This window comes from uncultured Tateyamaria sp. (assembly GCF_947488715.1).
Taxonomy (GTDB): domain Bacteria; phylum Pseudomonadota; class Alphaproteobacteria; order Rhodobacterales; family Rhodobacteraceae; genus Tateyamaria.
The window spans coordinates 261,644-278,651 of sequence record NZ_CANLAG010000005.1; the positions used below are offsets into that span (position 1 = coordinate 261,644).

Annotated in this window: 19 protein-coding genes; 16 read left to right on the top strand and 3 right to left on the bottom strand. The window is 62.0% G+C overall.

Going from position 1 to position 17,008, the window contains the following annotated elements:
• Positions 1–73: 73 nt before the first annotated feature.
• From secY to Q0936_RS13740, 16 genes are all read left to right on the top strand, one after another.
• Entirely contained in the window at positions 74–1,438 is a 1,365-nt protein-coding gene (secY, locus tag Q0936_RS13665; RefSeq protein WP_299142389.1) for a preprotein translocase subunit SecY, read from the top strand.
• A gap of 23 nt (positions 1,439–1,461) precedes the next feature.
• Positions 1,462–2,040: an adenylate kinase gene (locus Q0936_RS13670; protein ID WP_299142385.1), complete on the top strand. Its 579-nt coding sequence runs from the start codon at positions 1,462–1,464 to the stop codon at positions 2,038–2,040.
• 183 nt (positions 2,041–2,223) lie between these two features.
• On the top strand, positions 2,224–2,592 hold the full coding sequence (rpsM, locus tag Q0936_RS13675) for a 30S ribosomal protein S13 (protein WP_299142381.1): 369 nt from the start codon (positions 2,224–2,226) through the stop codon (positions 2,590–2,592).
• Between the two features lie 12 nt (positions 2,593–2,604).
• The gene (gene rpsK / locus Q0936_RS13680; RefSeq protein ID WP_039688573.1) at positions 2,605–2,997 is read left to right on the top strand and encodes a 30S ribosomal protein S11; all 393 of its coding nucleotides are present in this window, start codon (positions 2,605–2,607) and stop codon (positions 2,995–2,997) included.
• A 116-nt stretch (positions 2,998–3,113) separates the two neighbouring features.
• Complete coding sequence (locus tag Q0936_RS13685) at positions 3,114–4,130, top strand: DNA-directed RNA polymerase subunit alpha (RefSeq protein ID WP_299142373.1); 1,017 nt, start codon at positions 3,114–3,116, stop codon at positions 4,128–4,130.
• A gap of 132 nt (positions 4,131–4,262) precedes the next feature.
• Complete coding sequence (rplQ, locus tag Q0936_RS13690) at positions 4,263–4,682, top strand: 50S ribosomal protein L17 (RefSeq protein ID WP_299142368.1); 420 nt, start codon at positions 4,263–4,265, stop codon at positions 4,680–4,682.
• Positions 4,683–4,797: 115 nt separating this feature from the next.
• Positions 4,798–6,174 carry a trypsin-like peptidase domain-containing protein gene (locus Q0936_RS13695; RefSeq protein WP_299298583.1) on the top strand — a complete coding sequence of 459 codons (1,377 nt, stop codon included), beginning with the start codon at positions 4,798–4,800 and terminating at the stop codon, positions 6,172–6,174.
• 1 nt (position 6,175) lies between these two features.
• Positions 6,176–7,483 carry a replication-associated recombination protein A gene (locus tag Q0936_RS13700; RefSeq protein ID WP_299298586.1) on the top strand — a complete coding sequence of 436 codons (1,308 nt, stop codon included), beginning with the start codon at positions 6,176–6,178 and terminating at the stop codon, positions 7,481–7,483.
• A gap of 54 nt (positions 7,484–7,537) precedes the next feature.
• Positions 7,538–7,918: a fluoride efflux transporter CrcB gene (crcB, locus tag Q0936_RS13705; RefSeq protein ID WP_299298589.1), complete on the top strand. Its 381-nt coding sequence runs from the start codon at positions 7,538–7,540 to the stop codon at positions 7,916–7,918.
• Positions 7,915–8,952, top strand: a complete 1,038-nt coding sequence (locus tag Q0936_RS13710; RefSeq protein WP_299142353.1) for an RluA family pseudouridine synthase — start codon at positions 7,915–7,917, stop codon at positions 8,950–8,952. Before crcB ends, Q0936_RS13710 begins: the two co-directional genes overlap by 4 nt.
• A complete protein-coding gene (locus Q0936_RS13715; RefSeq protein ID WP_299298592.1) occupies positions 8,952–9,605 on the top strand; it encodes an HAD-IA family hydrolase in 654 nt (217 codons plus the stop codon). Before Q0936_RS13710 ends, Q0936_RS13715 begins: the two co-directional genes overlap by 1 nt.
• A gap of 4 nt (positions 9,606–9,609) precedes the next feature.
• A complete protein-coding gene (locus Q0936_RS13720; RefSeq protein ID WP_299298595.1) occupies positions 9,610–10,323 on the top strand; it encodes an ATP12 family protein in 714 nt (237 codons plus the stop codon).
• Positions 10,324–10,518: 195 nt separating this feature from the next.
• Entirely contained in the window at positions 10,519–11,535 is a 1,017-nt protein-coding gene (locus Q0936_RS13725) for an amino acid ABC transporter substrate-binding protein (protein ID WP_299298598.1), read from the top strand.
• 168 nt (positions 11,536–11,703) lie between these two features.
• Positions 11,704–12,918, top strand: a complete 1,215-nt coding sequence (locus Q0936_RS13730) for an ABC transporter permease subunit (RefSeq protein ID WP_299142334.1) — start codon at positions 11,704–11,706, stop codon at positions 12,916–12,918.
• Position 12,919: 1 nt separating this feature from the next.
• Positions 12,920–14,254 (top strand): amino acid ABC transporter permease, encoded by a 1,335-nt coding sequence (locus tag Q0936_RS13735; protein ID WP_299298601.1) that lies wholly within the window; start codon positions 12,920–12,922, stop codon positions 14,252–14,254.
• Between the two features lie 15 nt (positions 14,255–14,269).
• Positions 14,270–15,037 (top strand): amino acid ABC transporter ATP-binding protein, encoded by a 768-nt coding sequence (locus Q0936_RS13740; protein WP_299142329.1) that lies wholly within the window; start codon positions 14,270–14,272, stop codon positions 15,035–15,037.
• A 24-nt stretch (positions 15,038–15,061) separates the two neighbouring features.
• On the opposite strand, the gene Q0936_RS13745 is transcribed toward Q0936_RS13740, so the two are convergent.
• Genes Q0936_RS13745 through Q0936_RS13755 form a run of 3 tightly spaced genes read right to left on the bottom strand, consistent with a single transcriptional unit; the run spans position 15,062 to position 16,964 of the window.
• Positions 15,062–15,556, bottom strand: a complete 495-nt coding sequence (locus Q0936_RS13745; protein WP_299297368.1) for a histidine phosphatase family protein — start codon at positions 15,554–15,556, stop codon at positions 15,062–15,064.
• On the bottom strand, positions 15,553–16,173 hold the full coding sequence (locus Q0936_RS13750; protein WP_299297370.1) for a ferredoxin: 621 nt from the start codon (positions 16,171–16,173) through the stop codon (positions 15,553–15,555). The genes Q0936_RS13745 and Q0936_RS13750 overlap by 4 nt, the downstream gene beginning before the upstream one ends.
• A complete protein-coding gene (locus Q0936_RS13755) occupies positions 16,170–16,964 on the bottom strand; it encodes a sterol desaturase family protein (protein WP_299297372.1) in 795 nt (264 codons plus the stop codon). The genes Q0936_RS13750 and Q0936_RS13755 overlap by 4 nt, the downstream gene beginning before the upstream one ends.
• Positions 16,965–17,008: the final 44 nt, after the last annotated feature.

The following is a 17,008-nucleotide window of genomic DNA, read 5'->3' on the forward strand; positions in this document are numbered from 1 at the left end:
ATAGGTCAGAGTTTTCCCCACGCCGCCCGCCGGAAAACGGCCAGGGCGGCGTTTTGCCAAAGGACACCACCCAATGGTATCAGCCGTCGAGAACATGGCCGCCAACACGAGCTGGAGCGCTCTGGGCAAGGCCACCGACCTGCGCAATCGCATCCTGTTCACGCTTGGTCTGCTGATCGTCTACCGTCTGGGGACATTCATCCCCGTGCCCGGTATCGACGGCGCCGCCCTGCGCGAGTTCATGGAAAGCGCGGGCCAGGGCATCGGCGGCATGGTGTCGATGTTCACCGGTGGCGCACTGGGCCGCATGGGCATCTTTGCCCTCGGCATCATGCCTTACATCTCGGCATCGATCATCGTGCAGCTTTTGACCTCGATGGTGCCCAAACTTGAGCAACTCAAGAAAGAGGGCGAACAGGGCCGCAAAAAGATCAACCAATACACCCGCTACGGCACCGTGGCGCTGGCGACCTTGCAGGCCTACGGGCTGGCGGTATCGCTTGAATCGGGTGATCTGGTGACGGATCCGGGCATGTTCTTCCGGATGTCCTGCCTGATCACGCTGGTCGGTGGCACCATGTTCCTGATGTGGCTGGGTGAGCAGATCACCGCACGCGGCATCGGCAACGGTATCTCGCTGATCATCTTTGTCGGCATCATCGCCGAAGTCCCCGCCGCCATCGCCCAGTTCTTTGCCTCTGGCCGGTCGGGCGCAATCAGCCCCGCGGTGATCATCGGCGTGCTGGTCATGGTGATCGCGACCATCATGTTTGTGGTGTTCATGGAACGCGCCCTGCGCAAGATCCACATCCAGTACCCCCGCCGTCAGGTGGGCATGAAGGTCTATGACGGTGGTTCCAGCCACTTGCCGGTCAAGGTCAACCCCGCAGGCGTGATCCCCGCGATCTTTGCCTCGTCGCTGCTCCTGTTGCCGGTCACAATCTCGACCTTCTCGGGCAACTCGACCAACCCGATCATGTCGTGGCTGCTGGCCAACTTTGGCCCCGGTCAGCCGCTTTACCTGCTGTTCTTCGTCGCGATGATCGTGTTCTTTGCCTATTTCTACACGTTCAACGTCAGCTTCAAACCCGATGACGTGGCCGACAACCTCAAGAACCAGAACGGCTTTGTTCCCGGTATCCGTCCGGGCAAGAAAACGTCCGAGTACCTCGAATATGTGGTCAACCGCGTGCTGGTGCTAGGCTCGGCCTATCTGGCGGCTGTGTGTCTGCTGCCGGAAATCCTGCGCGGCCAGTTTGCCATCCCGTTTTATTTTGGCGGTACGTCCGTTCTGATTGTGGTATCGGTGACCATGGACACGATCCAGCAAGTGCAAAGCCACCTGCTTGCCCACCAGTACGAGGGTCTGATCGAGAAATCGCAACTGCGCGGTAAAGGGTCAAAAGGCCGCCGCAAACGGAGCCCCGTACGCCGCTAAGGCCATCGGGGAGGGGACAGCTGATGAACATTATCCTCTTGGGCCCGCCGGGTGCGGGCAAGGGAACGCAGGCGCGTTTCCTCGTGGAAGAACGCGGCATGGTGCAACTGTCGACCGGCGACATGCTGCGGGCGGCCAAAGACAGCGGCACCGAGATGGGCCTGATCGTGGCTGACGTCATGGCCCGTGGTGCGCTGGTCACCGACGAGATCGTCATCGGCCTGATCCGCGAACAGCTTGAGACGGTCAAGGCCAACGGCTTCATCTTTGACGGCTTCCCCCGCACGCTGGCCCAGGCCGACGCGCTGAACGATCTGCTGGCCGAAAAAGGCGAAAGCCTGGACGGCGTGATCGAGTTGGAAGTCGACGACGAAGTGCTGGTTGAGCGGATCGTCGGTCGCGCCGCCGAAGCCGCCGCAGCAGGGCAGCCCGTGCGCGCGGACGACAACGCGGACGCGATGAAAATACGCCTGATGGAGTACTACAAAAAGACATCTCCGCTGATCGGCTATTACTACGCCAAGGGCCAGTTGACCAAGATCGACGGCCTGGGCGAGATCGCAGATGTGAAGGCAGCGATTTCGAAAACGCTGGGCGGTTGAGGGCAGGGGTTGACGCCCTTGTGATCAACGCCTATCTCACGCCATCTCTAACGAGAATCAAAGGCCGGAACGCGTCCGGCCGGATCACCTGATCAGCGGCAGGCCCGGGGGCAAAATCCTTGGGCCTTATGTTGTGAAAAAAGGGCCCGGAACTACGGGCTCGCAACGAAAAGGAAGCCTTACGTGGCACGTATTGCAGGGGTCAACATCCCCACAGCCAAGCGCGTTCCGATTGCTCTGACCTACATCACAGGCATCGGCACCACATCCGCTCAGAAAATCTGCGAAGCCGTCGGCATCGACGCGACACGCCGTGTGAACGAACTCAGCGACGCCGAAGTCCTGAAAATCCGCGAGCACATCGACGAGAACTTTACCGTCGAAGGTGACCTGCGTCGTGAGACACAGATGAACATCAAGCGTCTGATGGATCTGGGCTGCTACCGTGGCCTGCGCCACCGTCGTAACCTGCCCGTCCGCGGTCAGCGCACACACACCAACGCTCGCACCCGCAAAGGCCCCGCAAAGGCCATTGCCGGCAAGAAGAAATAAGGAGACGCACCAATGGCACGTGATACCCGCCGTGGGGGCAAGAAAAAGGTCTCCAAGAACATCGCTGCAGGCGTGGCGCATGTGAACTCTTCGTTCAACAACACCAAGATCCTGATCTCGGATGTGCAAGGCAACGCGATCAGCTGGTCGTCTGCTGGCACCATGGGCTTCAAAGGCTCGCGTAAATCGACACCCTATGCCGCCCAGATGGCTGCAGAGGATGCCGGTCGCAAGGCGCAGGATCACGGCGTGAAAACGCTGGAAGTCGAAGTGCAGGGCCCCGGTTCGGGCCGTGAATCGGCACTGCGCGCGCTGGCCGCTGTTGGGTTCAACATCACGTCGATCCGCGACGTGACACCGATCGCCCACAACGGCTGCCGTCCGCCCAAGCGCCGCCGCGTCTAAGCGACATCTAACCTACTTTGGGGCCGCGTTTCATCGCACGGCCCCAATCCGCTTTTTTGAAACCTCGGGCGCTTGCTCCTTTAGGACATGGGGAACAAGCAGGAATGGAGGGACGCATGATCCACAAGAACTGGGCAGAACTGATCAAGCCACAGCAGCTTGACGTCAAGCCGGGCAACGAACCCGCGCGCCAGGCCACTGTTGTGGCGGAACCGCTTGAGCGTGGCTTTGGCCTCACCATGGGCAACGCGCTGCGCCGCGTGCTGATGTCGTCGCTGCAAGGTGCCGCGATCACATCCGTACAGATCGACAACGTGCTGCACGAGTTTTCGTCCATCGCCGGTGTCCGTGAGGACGTGACCGACGTGATCCTGAACCTCAAGCAGGTGTCGCTGCGCATGGAGGTCGAAGGCCCCAAGCGTCTGTCGATTTCCGCCAAGGGTCCGGGCGTTGTGACGGCGGGTGACATCTCTGAGTCCGCTGGTATCGAGATTCTGAACCGCGATCTGGTCATCTGCCACCTCGACGACGGTGCAGACGTCTACATGGAACTGACGGTCAACACCGGCAAAGGCTATGTGTCCGCGGACAAGAACAAGCCCGAAGACGCGCCCATCGGCCTGATCCCGATCGACGCGATCTATTCGCCCGTCAAAAAAGTCAGCTATGACGTCCAACCCACCCGCGAGGGCCAGGTGCTGGACTATGACAAGCTGACCATGAAGGTCGAAACCGATGGCTCCATCACGCCGGACGACGCCGTGGCCTTTGCCGCGCGTATCCTGCAGGACCAGTTGGGCATCTTCGTCAACTTCGACGAGCCGGAGTCCGCTTCGCGTCAGGACGACGACGATGGTCTCGAGTTCAACCCGCTTCTGCTGAAGAAAGTGGACGAGCTGGAACTGTCCGTACGTTCGGCCAACTGCCTGAAGAACGACAACATCGTGTACATCGGCGATCTGATCCAGAAAACCGAAGCCGAAATGCTGCGCACGCCGAACTTTGGCCGCAAGTCCTTGAACGAGATCAAGGAAGTGCTGTCGGGCATGGGTCTGCACCTTGGCATGGACGTCGAAGACTGGCCGCCGGACAACATCGAAGATCTGGCCAAGAAGTTCGAAGACAACTTTTGAGCCCTAGGGTGGGCAGTATTGCCCACCTTACATCACGACCGGGTGGCGACACCCCAAGGAGAGCCTGAGACACGCATCAAAGGCCGGACAAAGCAAAACCGCCCGTAGAGGGCACGATTAGGAGATAGAAATATGCGTCACGCACGTGGTTACCGCCGCCTGAACCGGACACACGAACACCGCAAAGCGCTGTTCTCGAACATGGCAGGCTCGCTCATCGAACATGAGCAGATCAAGACAACCTTGCCCAAAGCCAAGGAACTGCGCCCCATCGTGGAAAAGCTGATCACGCTCGCCAAGCGCGGTGATCTGCACGCCCGCCGTCAGGCCGCGTCCAAGCTGAAGGAAGAGCAGTACGTTGCCAAACTCTTTGACATCCTCGGCCCCCGCTATGCCGAGCGTCAGGGTGGGTATGTGCGCGTGCTCAAGGCCGGTTTCCGTTATGGCGACATGGCGCCCATGGCGATCATCGAATTTGTGGACCGTGACCGCGACGCCAAAGGCGCTGCTGACAAGGCCCGCGTCGCTGCCGAGGACGCAGCCGAAGAATAAACCGACCCATCCTGTGGTTGGATCGAAAACCCTCGCCCATGTGGCGGGGGTTTTTGCGTTATAGCGGGTGGATGCGCTTGTATTGCGGGCGTGGGATTTGCATATTTTTGGAACAATGAAACACCTCTTTGCCTTTCTGATCTGTCTGTTGCCCTTGGGGGTGGTGGCCGAGACCCGCGTGCCGACAAGCGCGTCCGAGATTACCCTGAGTTTTGCGCCGCTTGTGCGCGAAACGGCCCCTGCGGTCGTCAACATCTATGTGAAGTTCGTCACCCAAGCGCGCAGTCGGACGCCGTTTTCGGACGATCCGTTTTTCGAGCGTTTCTTTGAAGGGTTCGGCACGCCGCAGCCACGGGTTCAGAACTCGCTTGGGTCGGGCGTGATCCTCAGTGCGGATGGCATTGTGGTGTCGAACTACCACGTGGTCGGTCAGGCCACGGACATTCGCATCGTGTTGAACGATGGGCGCGAGTATGAGGCGCGCGTGTTGCTCGGTGATCAAGAGAGCGATCTGGCCATTCTTCAGATTGAGGGCGCGGAGAGCCTGCCGTTCCTGCCCCTGCGCGACAGTGAGACGGTCGAGGTGGGGGAATTGACGCTCGCCATCGGCAACCCTTTTGGTGTGGGTCAGACCGTGTCGTCGGGCATTGTGTCGGGGCTCGCGCGGTCGGGTGGGTCCGGCGGGCGCGGCGCGGGCTATTTCATTCAGACTGATGCGCCGATCAACCCCGGCAATTCCGGCGGCGCGCTTGTGGATATGGGTGGCCGGCTCTTGGGTATCAACACGCGTATTCTCAGCCGGTCGGGTGGATCGAACGGAATTGGCTTTGCCATTCCCGCCGATCTGGTCGCGGCCTTTGTGCGGCAAGCGCGTGAAGGCAACGACCGTTTTGTGCGCCCCTGGGCCGGGGCTACGGGGCAAGCGGTGGACGCCGATCTGGCCGAGACGCTGGGCCGTGACCGTCCCGGTGGCATCATGCTGGCGGGTTTGCATCCGGCCAGTCCGTTGGTTGATGCGGGGTTCCAGGTTGGGGACGTTGTGCTGGATGTCGATGGTGCGACCGTGGGCAGTCCGGGCGAGATGCTCTACCGGATGAGCGTGGCCAGCAACGCGGACACCGCAGAGATGACGCGCCTGCGTGGCGGCACAGAAGAGACGGTGACCGTGCGGCTGATCCCGCCGCCAGAGGACCCGCCGCGCGGGGCCATCACATTGCCGGAGACGGCGAACCTGCCGGGGCTTTCGGTGTCGCGCATCAACCCGGCTGTGATTGCCGAGATGGGCCTGCCGCTGGGCGCGCAAGGGGTCGTTGTGACCGATCTAGGGTCGGTGGGACGGCGCGTGGGCCTGCGGGTGGGCGACATCCTGCAACGCATCGACCGGCGCGACATCGTCACACCGCAGGATGCCGCTGATGCGCTGCGCGAGGCGCGGCGCGGCACCACGGTGCGGGCGTTGCGCGGTGGTGGCCGCGTTGTGTTGCGGTTCTGAGGTGGCGGACCTTTTTGCCTCCGACGCGGCTGCGGTAGACACGGGCCCGCGCCCTCTGGCCGACCGCTTGCGCCCGAAAAAACTGTCTGAGGTCATTGGACAGCGTCAGGTGCTAGGGCCGGATGCGCCGCTGTCGGTGATGCTGTCGTCGGGTGCGCTGAGCAGCCTTGTGTTCTGGGGGCCGCCCGGTGTGGGCAAGACGACCATCGCGCGCCTGCTGGCCCATGAAACCGATCTGCACTTTGTCCAAATCAGCGCGATCTTTACCGGCGTGCCGGACCTGAAAAAGGTGTTCGAGGGGGCCAGGATCCGGCGCCAGAACGGGCAGGGCACGCTGCTGTTTGTGGACGAGATCCACCGTTTCAACAAGGCGCAACAGGACGGGTTCCTGCCGCATATGGAGGACGGCACGATACTGCTGGTCGGGGCCACGACCGAAAACCCCAGCTTTGAGCTGAACGCCGCTGTGCTCAGCCGGGCGCAGGTGCTGGTGCTCGAACGGCTCGATCTCGATGACCTCGAATTGCTGGCGCAACGGGCGGAACAGGAACTGGACAAACCCCTGCCCCTTGATCCCGGCGCGCGGGCCGCGCTGCTCGAGATGGCGGATGGCGACGGGCGCGCGCTGCTCAACCTGATCGAACAGGTGACTGCGTGGACGGTGGACAGTGCGCTGGATCGGGACGCTCTGGCCACACGGTTGATGCGCCGCGCCGCGCAATACGACAAATCGGGGGACGCGCATTACAACCTGATCTCGGCGCTGCACAAATCCGTGCGCGGGTCGGACCCTGACGCGTCGCTCTACTGGTTTGCACGGATGCTTGAGGGGGGCGAGGACCCGCGCTACCTCGCCCGTCGCATCACCCGTATGGCGGTCGAGGACATCGGCCTTGCCGATCCGCAGGCGCAGGCGGTGTGCCTGCAATCCTGGGCAACCTACGAACGCCTCGGCAGCCCAGAGGGCGAACTGGCGCTGGCGCAGGCGCTGGTCTACCTCGCCCTCGCGCCCAAATCGAACGCGGCCTACAACGCCTACAAGGGCGCGCGCCGCGCGGCCAAACAGACCGGATCGCACCCGCCGCCCAAACACATCCTGAACGCGCCCACTGCGTTGATGAAGGATCAGGGATACGGCAAGGACTACGCCTATGACCACGATGCCGAGGACGGGTTTTCCGGTGCCAACTACTTTCCCGACGGGATGGATCGGCCTGACCTCTACCAACCTGTCGAACGCGGTTTTGAGCGGGACCTGAAAAAGCGGCTCGACTATTTTGCGCGCCTGCGGACCAAGCGGAACAGCTAGGTACGCCACGGGCGCGACCTTGACTCTTTGCGCCCAACCGACGACAGACCGCGCATGATCTCAACCCTTTCCCTTGTGGCCCTCGGCGGGGCAATCGGCGCGTCTTTGCGCTGGCTGACGGGCGTCGCGGTGCTGCGCGCGCTGGGGTCGTCGGATTTCCCGCTGGCCATCATCACCGTCAACGTCATCGGGTCGTTCCTGATGGGGGTGTTCGTGGTGGCCGCCGCACAGCGCGGGCTGACCCACATGTCGCCCTTCGTGATGACGGGGCTCTTGGGCGGGTTCACCACGTTCAGCGCCTTCAGCCTCGAAACCATGACCCTGATCGAACGCGGCCACATGGGCCAGGCGGGCCTCTATATTCTGCTGTCGGTCGGGCTGTCGGTGGGCGCATTGGCGTTGGGTCTCATCCTTGCACGCGGAGTATTCGCATGAGCGGCGTTCAAACTGTCACCGTCGAAGAGGGCGAGGGCGACCAGCGTCTCGACCGCTGGATGAAGCGGCGGTTTCCGCAGGTCAGCCAGGGCATGATCGAAAAGATGTGCCGCAAGGGCGAATGCCGCGTCGATGGTGGCCGCGTCAAATCCTCGACCCGCGTCGAAGAGGGGCAACAGGTGCGCATCCCGCCACTGCCGGACCGCCCCGCGCCGGTGATCCAGAAAACGCGCGTGTCCGACAAGGACGCGCAGATGATCCGCGACTGCGTGATCTACAAGGACGATCAGGTCATCGCGATCAACAAACCCTCCGGCTTGCCGACGCAGGGTGGCTCGGGCCAGACCAAGCATGTCGACGGTCTGGCCGAGGCGTTGATGTTCGATCTGGACGAAAAACCGCGCCTCGTGCACCGGCTGGACAAGGATACGTCCGGTGTCCTGCTGCTGGCGCGGACGCGGCTTGCGGCGAAATCTCTGACGGCGGCCATGCGCCACCACGACACGCGCAAGATCTACTGGGCGCTCGTCGCCGGTGTGCCCACGCCATACTTGGGCGAGATTAAATACGGGCTGGTCAAGGCACCGGGCCGGGGCCGTGGTGGTGAAGGCGAAAAGATGATCGCCGTGCACCCGCGTGATGTCGACGGCACACCGGGGGCCAAACGGGCGCAGACGCTCTATGCCACGCTCTACCGTGTGGCCAGCCGCGCCGCATGGGTCGCGATGGAGCCGATCACGGGCCGCACCCACCAGTTGCGCGCGCATATGGCCGAGATCGGGCATCCCATCGCGGGCGACGGCAAATATGGCGGCTCTGGTCAGGAAAACCTCGGGGACGGGTGGGGCGCCAAGGTGGGCGGCATCATCTCGAACAAGTTGCACCTGCACGCCCGCATGATGCGCTTTGAACAGCCCGAAACCCGCCGCGTCATCACCGTGACCGCCCCTCTGCCGGATCACATGGCGTCCACATGGGACACCCTCGGCTGGACCGAGGATCTGGCCTCCGAAGACCCGTTCGAGAACATCTGATGCGTCTGATCGTGTTTGACGTCGACGGCACGCTGGTCGACAGCCAGGCCGACATCGTCGGCAGCATGGGCGACGCCTTTGCCGCGGCGGGCCTTGATGCCCCCGCCCGGACGGAGGTGCTGGGTATCGTCGGGCTGTCCCTGCCACAGGCGATGCACGTCCTGGCCCCGGACGCTGACAATGACCTGCTGGTCACACGTTACAAGCAGGCCTATGCCGACCGCCGCCAGCGTGACGGGGCAGGCCAAGGCTCACCGCTTTATCCCGGCGCGCGCGCGGCGATTGAACGGCTGCACGACCTGCCGGATGTGCTGCTTGGCCTCGCCACAGGCAAATCGAAACGCGGCCTTGATGCGCTGCTGGCCGCGCATGACCTCGAACGGTTCTTTGTCACGCGCCAGGTCGCCGATTTCCACCCGTCCAAACCGCACCCTGCCATGTTGCACACCGCCATGGCCGAGGCGGGCGTCGAGGCGGCGGATACGGTGATGGTAGGCGACACCACCTTTGACATGCAGATGGCAGAGGCGGCGGGCGTGGCCTTTTTCGGGGTGGACTGGGGTTATCACCCGGCCGCCAGGCTGACCTACGCCCACACCGTCCTGACCGATTTTTCCGACATTGATGCGGCACTGACCGCGCTGTGGGGCTGATGACATGACCGAATGGAAACAAAAACGCTTCTGGACCACCGCAACGGCGGCGGAAATCGACGGTGGCTGGCAGGTGCAACTGGATGGCCGCGCGGTGAAAACCCCGGCCAAGGCGCCGCTGATGCTACCGACCGCCGCATTGGCCCAGGCCGTGGCCGCCGAATGGGACGCGCAGGACGAGGTGGTGAACCCGCTCACAATGCCCTTCACCCGCAGCGCCAATGCCGCCATCGACAAGGTCGCGATCCAGCACGCAGAGGTGGCGGATATGCTGGCGGCTTACGGCGATGCCGACCTGCTGTGCTACCGCGCCGACAGCCCCGAAGGCCTCGTGGCCCGGCAATCGGCCACCTGGGATCCCTATCTCGACTGGGCGGCGGACACGCTGGGCGCCCGCTTGGCCCCGCGCACAGGCGTGATGCACGAATCACAGGACGCGGACGCGCTCGCAACTTTGGCAAAACAGGTCCACAGTTTCACCGAATTCGAATTGGCGGCCTTCCACGACCTCGTCAGCCTCTCTGGATCGCTGATCCTCGGTTTCGCCGCCGCCCAAGACCTGAACCCTGCGCCCACGATTTGGGCGGCATCGCGCGTCGATGAGGCATGGCAAATCGAACAATGGGGCGAGGATGAAGAGGCGCAAGAGGTGGAACAGATCAAGAAAGCCTCGTTTTTGCACGCAAAAGCCTTTTTTGATGCATCCAAACCGTTGTGAGAACAACCATCCGAACTGCATAATTATGCATCGTTTTTGGTGAGGTCACCCTTGACGTTTTGCGATGAATCCGGCCAGACTACGGCCCACTGGTTGGGGACAAACCCCACCGGGATCGCCTTCGGCGTGGCAGGTACACTCAGGCCACGCTGATCGAACCGCCAAAACATGGCGGAAAATCAGGAAGAGGTAACAATGAAAAAATCCGTATTCTTTGGCGCGCTGACCGTCGCCGGCCTGGCGGCCGGTGCTGCGGCTGCTGGCACGCTTGATGACGTGAAAGCACGCGGCAAACTGAACTGCGGCGTGACCACCGGTCTGGTCGGCTTTGCCGCACCCGACGCCAACGGTGAATGGAATGGCTTCGACGTTTCGGTCTGCCGCGCTGTTGCAGCGGCTGTACTGGGCGACGCATCGGCTGTTGAATTTGTCCCCACAACAGGCAAAACACGCTTCACCGCGCTGGCCTCGGGCGAAATCGACATGCTGGCCCGTAACACCACATGGACCTTCTCGCGCGATGTGGACCTCAAGTTCACCTTCGTTGGCGTGAACTACTATGACGGTCAGGGCTTCATGGTCCCCAAAGAGCTGGGCGTGTCCTCGGCCAAAGATCTGGACGGCGCGACCGTCTGCATCCAGACCGGCACCACAACCGAGCTGAACCTGGCGGACTTCTTCCGCTCGAACAACATCAGCTACGAGCCCGTGCCGATCGAAACAAACGCCGAAGCACAACAGCAGTACCTGGCTGGCGCATGCGACGTGTACACAACGGACGCCTCGGGTCTGGCCGCAACACGCGCCACATTCGAAGCACCCGGCGATCACACGCTGCTGCCCGAAATCATCTCCAAAGAGCCTCTGGGCCCGCTTGTCCGCCACGGCGACAACGAATGGGGTGACGTGGTTCGCTGGACTTTGAACGCGCTGATCACAGCCGAAGAGCTGGGTGTCACATCCGCGAACATCTCCGAGATGGCCGCAGGCACCAACAACCCAGAGATCAACCGTCTCCTGGGCACCGAAGGCACGCTGGGCGAGATGCTCGGCCTGGACGCTGACTGGGCGATGAAAGCCATCGCAGCCGGCGGCAACTACGGTGAGGTCTTCGAGAAGAACATCGGCGAATCCACTCCGATCGGTCTGGCCCGTGGCCTGAACGCTCAGTGGACCGAAGGCGGCCTGATCTACTCGCCGCCCTTCCGCTAAGATACCAAGCCGAGGGGCGCAGGTTCATCCCTGCGCCCCTTGCGCATTTAGGGGCACAAAGATCGCTGAAAACAGCGGCGCAGTTGCCCAAAGTGCAGCCAGCTTATGAAACCCGGCCCCGCGCAGTGACGCGAAAAAAACCAAGGCCGGCACACGGGGAACACCTCCATGACAATCATGACCGACCCTCCACAGGAGTCGTTCCGCCTGTCGATGCTTTTGAACGACACGCGCTACCGATCATATACATTTCAATTCATTGCACTGATTGTGCTGATCGCATCCGCCGCCTTCTTGATGAGCAACCTGTTCAGCAACTTGGCAGCCGCCGGTCTGAACATTTCCTATCAATTCTTGGGCTCGCCTGCGGGCTACGACATCAACCAGACGCTGATCGCGTACGACAGCCAGTCGACCAACGCGCGGGCCGCCCTCGTGGGCATCCTGAACACGCTGCTGGTCGCCTTTCTGGCCTGTGTGACGGCCACCATCTTTGGTGTGATCGCCGGGGTGCTGCGCCTGTCGAACAACTGGCTCGTGTCCAAGCTGATGTCGTTTTATGTCGAGATCTTCCGCAACATCCCGGTTCTGATCTGGATCATCATCATCTTCACCATCATGATCGCGGTGCTGCCGGGGCCAAGGGCCTTCCGGGGTGATGAACCGTCGGCCAGCATGGTGCTGAACGCCGTCGCCTTTACCAACCGTGGTGTCTATATCCCCGCGCCCGTGTGGGGGCCTGGATCGCTGGTGGTTGTGGCGACATTCATCCTGTCGGTGTTCGGCGTCTTTGCCTACCGCCGCTACGCAACCAAACTGCTCTATGACACGGGCCGCCTGCTGCCGATGGGCTGGCCCAGCCTCGCCATCCTGTTTGTGCCGACCCTGCTGATCTACTTCATCATGGGCATGCCCATTGGCCTCGACTATCCCGAACTCAAGGGCTTCAACTTTTCCGGCGGGATCAAGGTCGGTGGACCGCTGATCGCCCTGTGGTTCGCCCTGTCGATCTATACCGGTGCCTTCATCGCGGAAAACGTGCGTGCGGGCATTCAGGCGATCTCCAAGGGTCAGTCCGAAGCCGCCGGTGCGCTGGGTCTGCGTCAGGGCCGGATCATGAACCTCGTGGTGCTGCCGCAGGCGCTGCGGGTCATCATCCCGCCGCTCATCTCGCAATACCTCAACATCACCAAGAACTCATCGCTCGCCATTGCTGTGGGCTACGCGGACGTAACCGCAACACTGGGCGGGATCACCCTGAACCAGACGGGCCGCGCCATCGAATGTGTCCTGCTGTTGATGCTGTTCTATCTGACGATCTCGTTGTCCATCTCGGCCATCATGAACGTCTACAACAACTCCGTTAAGCTGAAGGAGCGCTGAGATGTCAGATACATCCGCTGCCTTTGTCCGCACCGAACAGGTGCCGCCATCACCCCCGCCCTCGTCGGCGACAGGGCCATACAAATGGGCCAAGGACAACCTGTTCTCGACGTGGCTCTATGGTCTTCTGACATTCGTGTCGTGCTATGTGATCTACGTGATCCTGGGCAACACGCTGCCATGGATCTTTGCCGGGGTTTGGAACACCTCCAGCCTGGCGGAATGCCGCGAGGTACTGGACGGCGTGTCGGGGGGCTGTTTCTCGGTCCTGACGGAACGCTGGAACCAGCTCTTGTTCGGGTTCAAGTACCCACAAGCGACAGAAGACACACCTCGTACGGTGCTTGGTCTGTTGCCAACCGTCGGGTACTGGCGCCCATCGCTGACGTTCCTGCTGTTCTTTGCAGCCGCCGCACCGGTCCTGTTCTATAAACTGCCGCGCAAGCTGCTGTTGTTCACAGCGATCTTCCCCTTTTTGGCCTACTACCTGATCTGGGGCGGCACCATCATGACGCCGATCCTGGCTCTGGTCGGGACCGTCGTGGGTTATTTCGTGTACCAACGCCTGGTCACGGGCAGCTTTGCCGCCGGTTTCTTTGGCGGGATCGCCGCAGCCTTTGTGGTCTGGATCATCGGGGGCATGCTGATCCCCGAAAACGCCAACGAAGGCGCAATGCTGCAAGCCGTGCCAAGCCGGGATCTGGGGGGCTTCATGCTCAACATGATGCTGGGCGTGGCCTGTGTGTCGCTGTCGGTGCCGCTGGGCATCGCGCTGGCGCTGGGTCGCCAGTCGGACATGCCGCTGATCAAGTGGATCTGTGTGATCTTCATTGAATTCATCCGTGGCGTGCCGCTCATCACCTTGCTGTTCGTGGCGTCGGTGATGCTGGCCTACTTCTTCCCGCCCGGCACAACGACTGACCTGTTCCTGCGCGTGGTGATCATGATCACGATGTTCTCGGCGGCCTATATCGCCGAAGTGATCCGGGGTGGCCTCGCCGCTCTGCCACGTGGCCAATACGAAGCCGCAGACAGCCTCGGCCTCGACTACCCGCAAGCGATGCGTCTGATCATCCTGCCCCAAGCGTTGAAAATCTCCATTCCGGGGATCGTGAACGTGGCGGTGGGCCTGTTCAAGGACACAACGCTGGTGTCGGTCATCTCGATGTTCGACCTTGTGGGTATGATCCGCGGTCCCATCCTCGCCTCGACCGAATGGAACGGGGTGTACTGGGAACTGCTGGGCTTTGCCGCGCTTCTCTTCTTTGTCGTCTGCTACGGCATCTCACAATACTCGCAGTGGCTGGAACGCCAGCTCGCGACCGATCACCGCTGATAAGGAGTGGCTGATATGACTACACAAACTGCAATGAACGTCTCATCCGAAGTCGCGATTTCCATCGACAAGATGAATAAGTGGTACGGCTCCTTTCACGTGCTGCGCGACATCGATCTGACCGTCTATCAGGGCGAGCGGATCGTGATCGCCGGGCCGTCTGGCTCTGGCAAATCCACGCTGATCCGCTGCATCAATGCTCTGGAAGAGCATCAGCAGGGATCGATCACCGTGGATGGCACGTTGCTGTCCTCGGACGTCAAGAACATCGACAAGATCCGGTCAGAGGTTGGCATGTGCTTTCAGCACTTCAACCTCTTCCCGCACCTGTCGATCCTCGAGAACTGCACGCTGGCCCCGATCTGGGTGCGCAAGACGCCCAAGAAAGAAGCCGAAGAGATCGCGATGCACTTCCTCGAAAAGGTGAAGATCCCCGATCAGGCCGACAAATATCCCGGCCAGTTGTCCGGTGGTCAGCAGCAACGTGTGGCGATTGCCCGCTCGCTCTGCATGCGCCCGCGCATCATGCTGTTTGACGAACCCACATCGGCGCTGGACCCCGAGATGATCAAAGAGGTTCTGGATACGATGGTCGAGCTGGCCGAAGAGGGCATGACCATGCTCTGCGTCACGCACGAGATGGGCTTTGCCCGTCAGGTGGCGAACCGCGTGATCTTTATGGACGAGGGCCAGATCGTCGAACAGAACGAGCCCGAAGAGTTCTTTAACAACCCGCAGAGCCCGCGGACGCAGTTGTTCCTGAGCCAGATCCTGGGGCATTGACGGACGGCGGGGTGAAACCCCGCCCTACCGTATCAGTTCTCGCGGTATCGCGAAATCCATCGGCTGGCCCTCGTGCCAGCCGATGTCGTTCCAGGTGTCTGTATCAAAACGGATGACACAGGTCGCACAGGTTGGATAGTCGGCAAAGCGTGGATGCGCTGGCGGTCTGGTGACCAGACGGTCTGCAAACTCCGCAATGCCGGGATTGTGGCCCAGCATGAGAACGCTCGCCGCCTCTTGGCCGCGCAGCACGGTCATCATGGCGTCAGGCCCCGCATGGTAGAGCGTCTTCGTGAACGTCACCGAGCAATCCAGCCCCAGCGCCTCGAACGTCTCGGCAGTGCGTGTGCTGTTGGAACTGACCGCGGCATCAGGCACGTGCCCTCGCGCGCGCAACCATGCGCCCATGGCGGCGGCCGAGGCCTGACCACGGCGGTTCAGCGGGCGGGCAATATCCGCCAGATGCGGATCATCCCAACTGGATTTCGCATGCCGCATCAGGATCAGGGTGCGGGTCATTTGTGAAAAGCGGCCATATGAAACGCAGATTGCTCCGCGGGCCGGTCAAAGGTCTGGCTGACCGGACAGACGCGCCGCACGACGCACCCCGCGCCCATGCAATCCGCGCCAGCGTCCGTGTCGAGATAGGATTTGCAGGCGGGCACGTCATATGGCGCGTCGGCGCTGAGTGCTCTGACGGGGCAGGCGGTGACGCAAGGGCGGTCCGCGCAGGTCACGCAAGGGGACGCACCGTTGTGCAGGTCGGCGGCAAAGGGCGTGTCGAACACCAGCGCCCCCCGGATCGAGATCATCAATCCGGCAGTGTCGTGGATCATCATGCCCGTGGGACTTTGCCAGAACCGGCCTGTGGCCAGCGCCCAGGCGATGAACGGCGCATAGGGTGGGCCGTCAGAGGGAAAGCTGGCCTGCGCACCCATCTCGGTGGCGAAGGTGCCGAGCACCCGTTTCGACCATCTGTCCACCGGATCGGCGGCACCATCGCCATGCTCGGCGCTGGCGGCAAACACGTCCCACCACCCGGCATCGGTGCCAATCAGCACGCGCGCGCCGTCCACTCCCATGATGAACAGACCGTGAGGCTTTAATCCGCTGCGCAGGTGCGCCAGAACGGTCATTTCCTGGCAAAGGGCAGGCCAAGCGACCAGCCCAGACGCGCGGGGCGGTCGTCTTGCCACTCCAGACCGATCTGCATGTCGTCATGCCCCTCGGCGGGCTGCGCGATATAGGTGCCAAACATGCGGTCCCAGATCGACAGCGAAAATCCGTAATTGCTGTCATGCTCGTGGCGGTGGACCGAATGGTGGACGCGGTGCATGTCAGGTGTCACCAGCACCCGCCGCACAATCGCGTCGAGCCACAGGGGCAGGCGGATGTTGGCGTGGTTGAACATCGCGGTGCCGTTCAGGATGATCTCGAACAGGATCACGGCCACGGCGGCGGGGCCAAGCAGATAGACCGCGCCAATCTTGATCAACATGGACAGCCCAATCTCGATCGGGTGAAAACGGATGGCGGTGGTCACGTCAATGTCCACATCCGCGTGGTGCACCTGGTGCAAACGCCACAACAGCGGCACCTTGTGGGTGATCAGATGCTGCGCCCAGATGATGAAATCGAGGATCAGGATGGCCAGCGCAACCTCGAGCCAGAGGGGCAGCGTCAGCGCGTTCAACAGGCCCCAGCCCTGATTGGAGGCATCCACGGCGGCACCCACGGCCAGCACAGGCAGGACAAAGGCCATGGCGCGCACAAAGAGCGTGTTGGCAACCGTCATGCCCCAATTGGTCAGCCAGCGTTTGGCGCGGCTTTGACTGCGGGTGCGGCGGGGCAACAGCGTCTCGGCCAGCGCAAACAGCGCAAACAGGCCCAGAAAGACGCCAAAGCGGATCAGAGTTTCGTTTTCCATGCCCCATACCTACCCTCCGCGACGGCTGGTGCAATGCGGTGGAT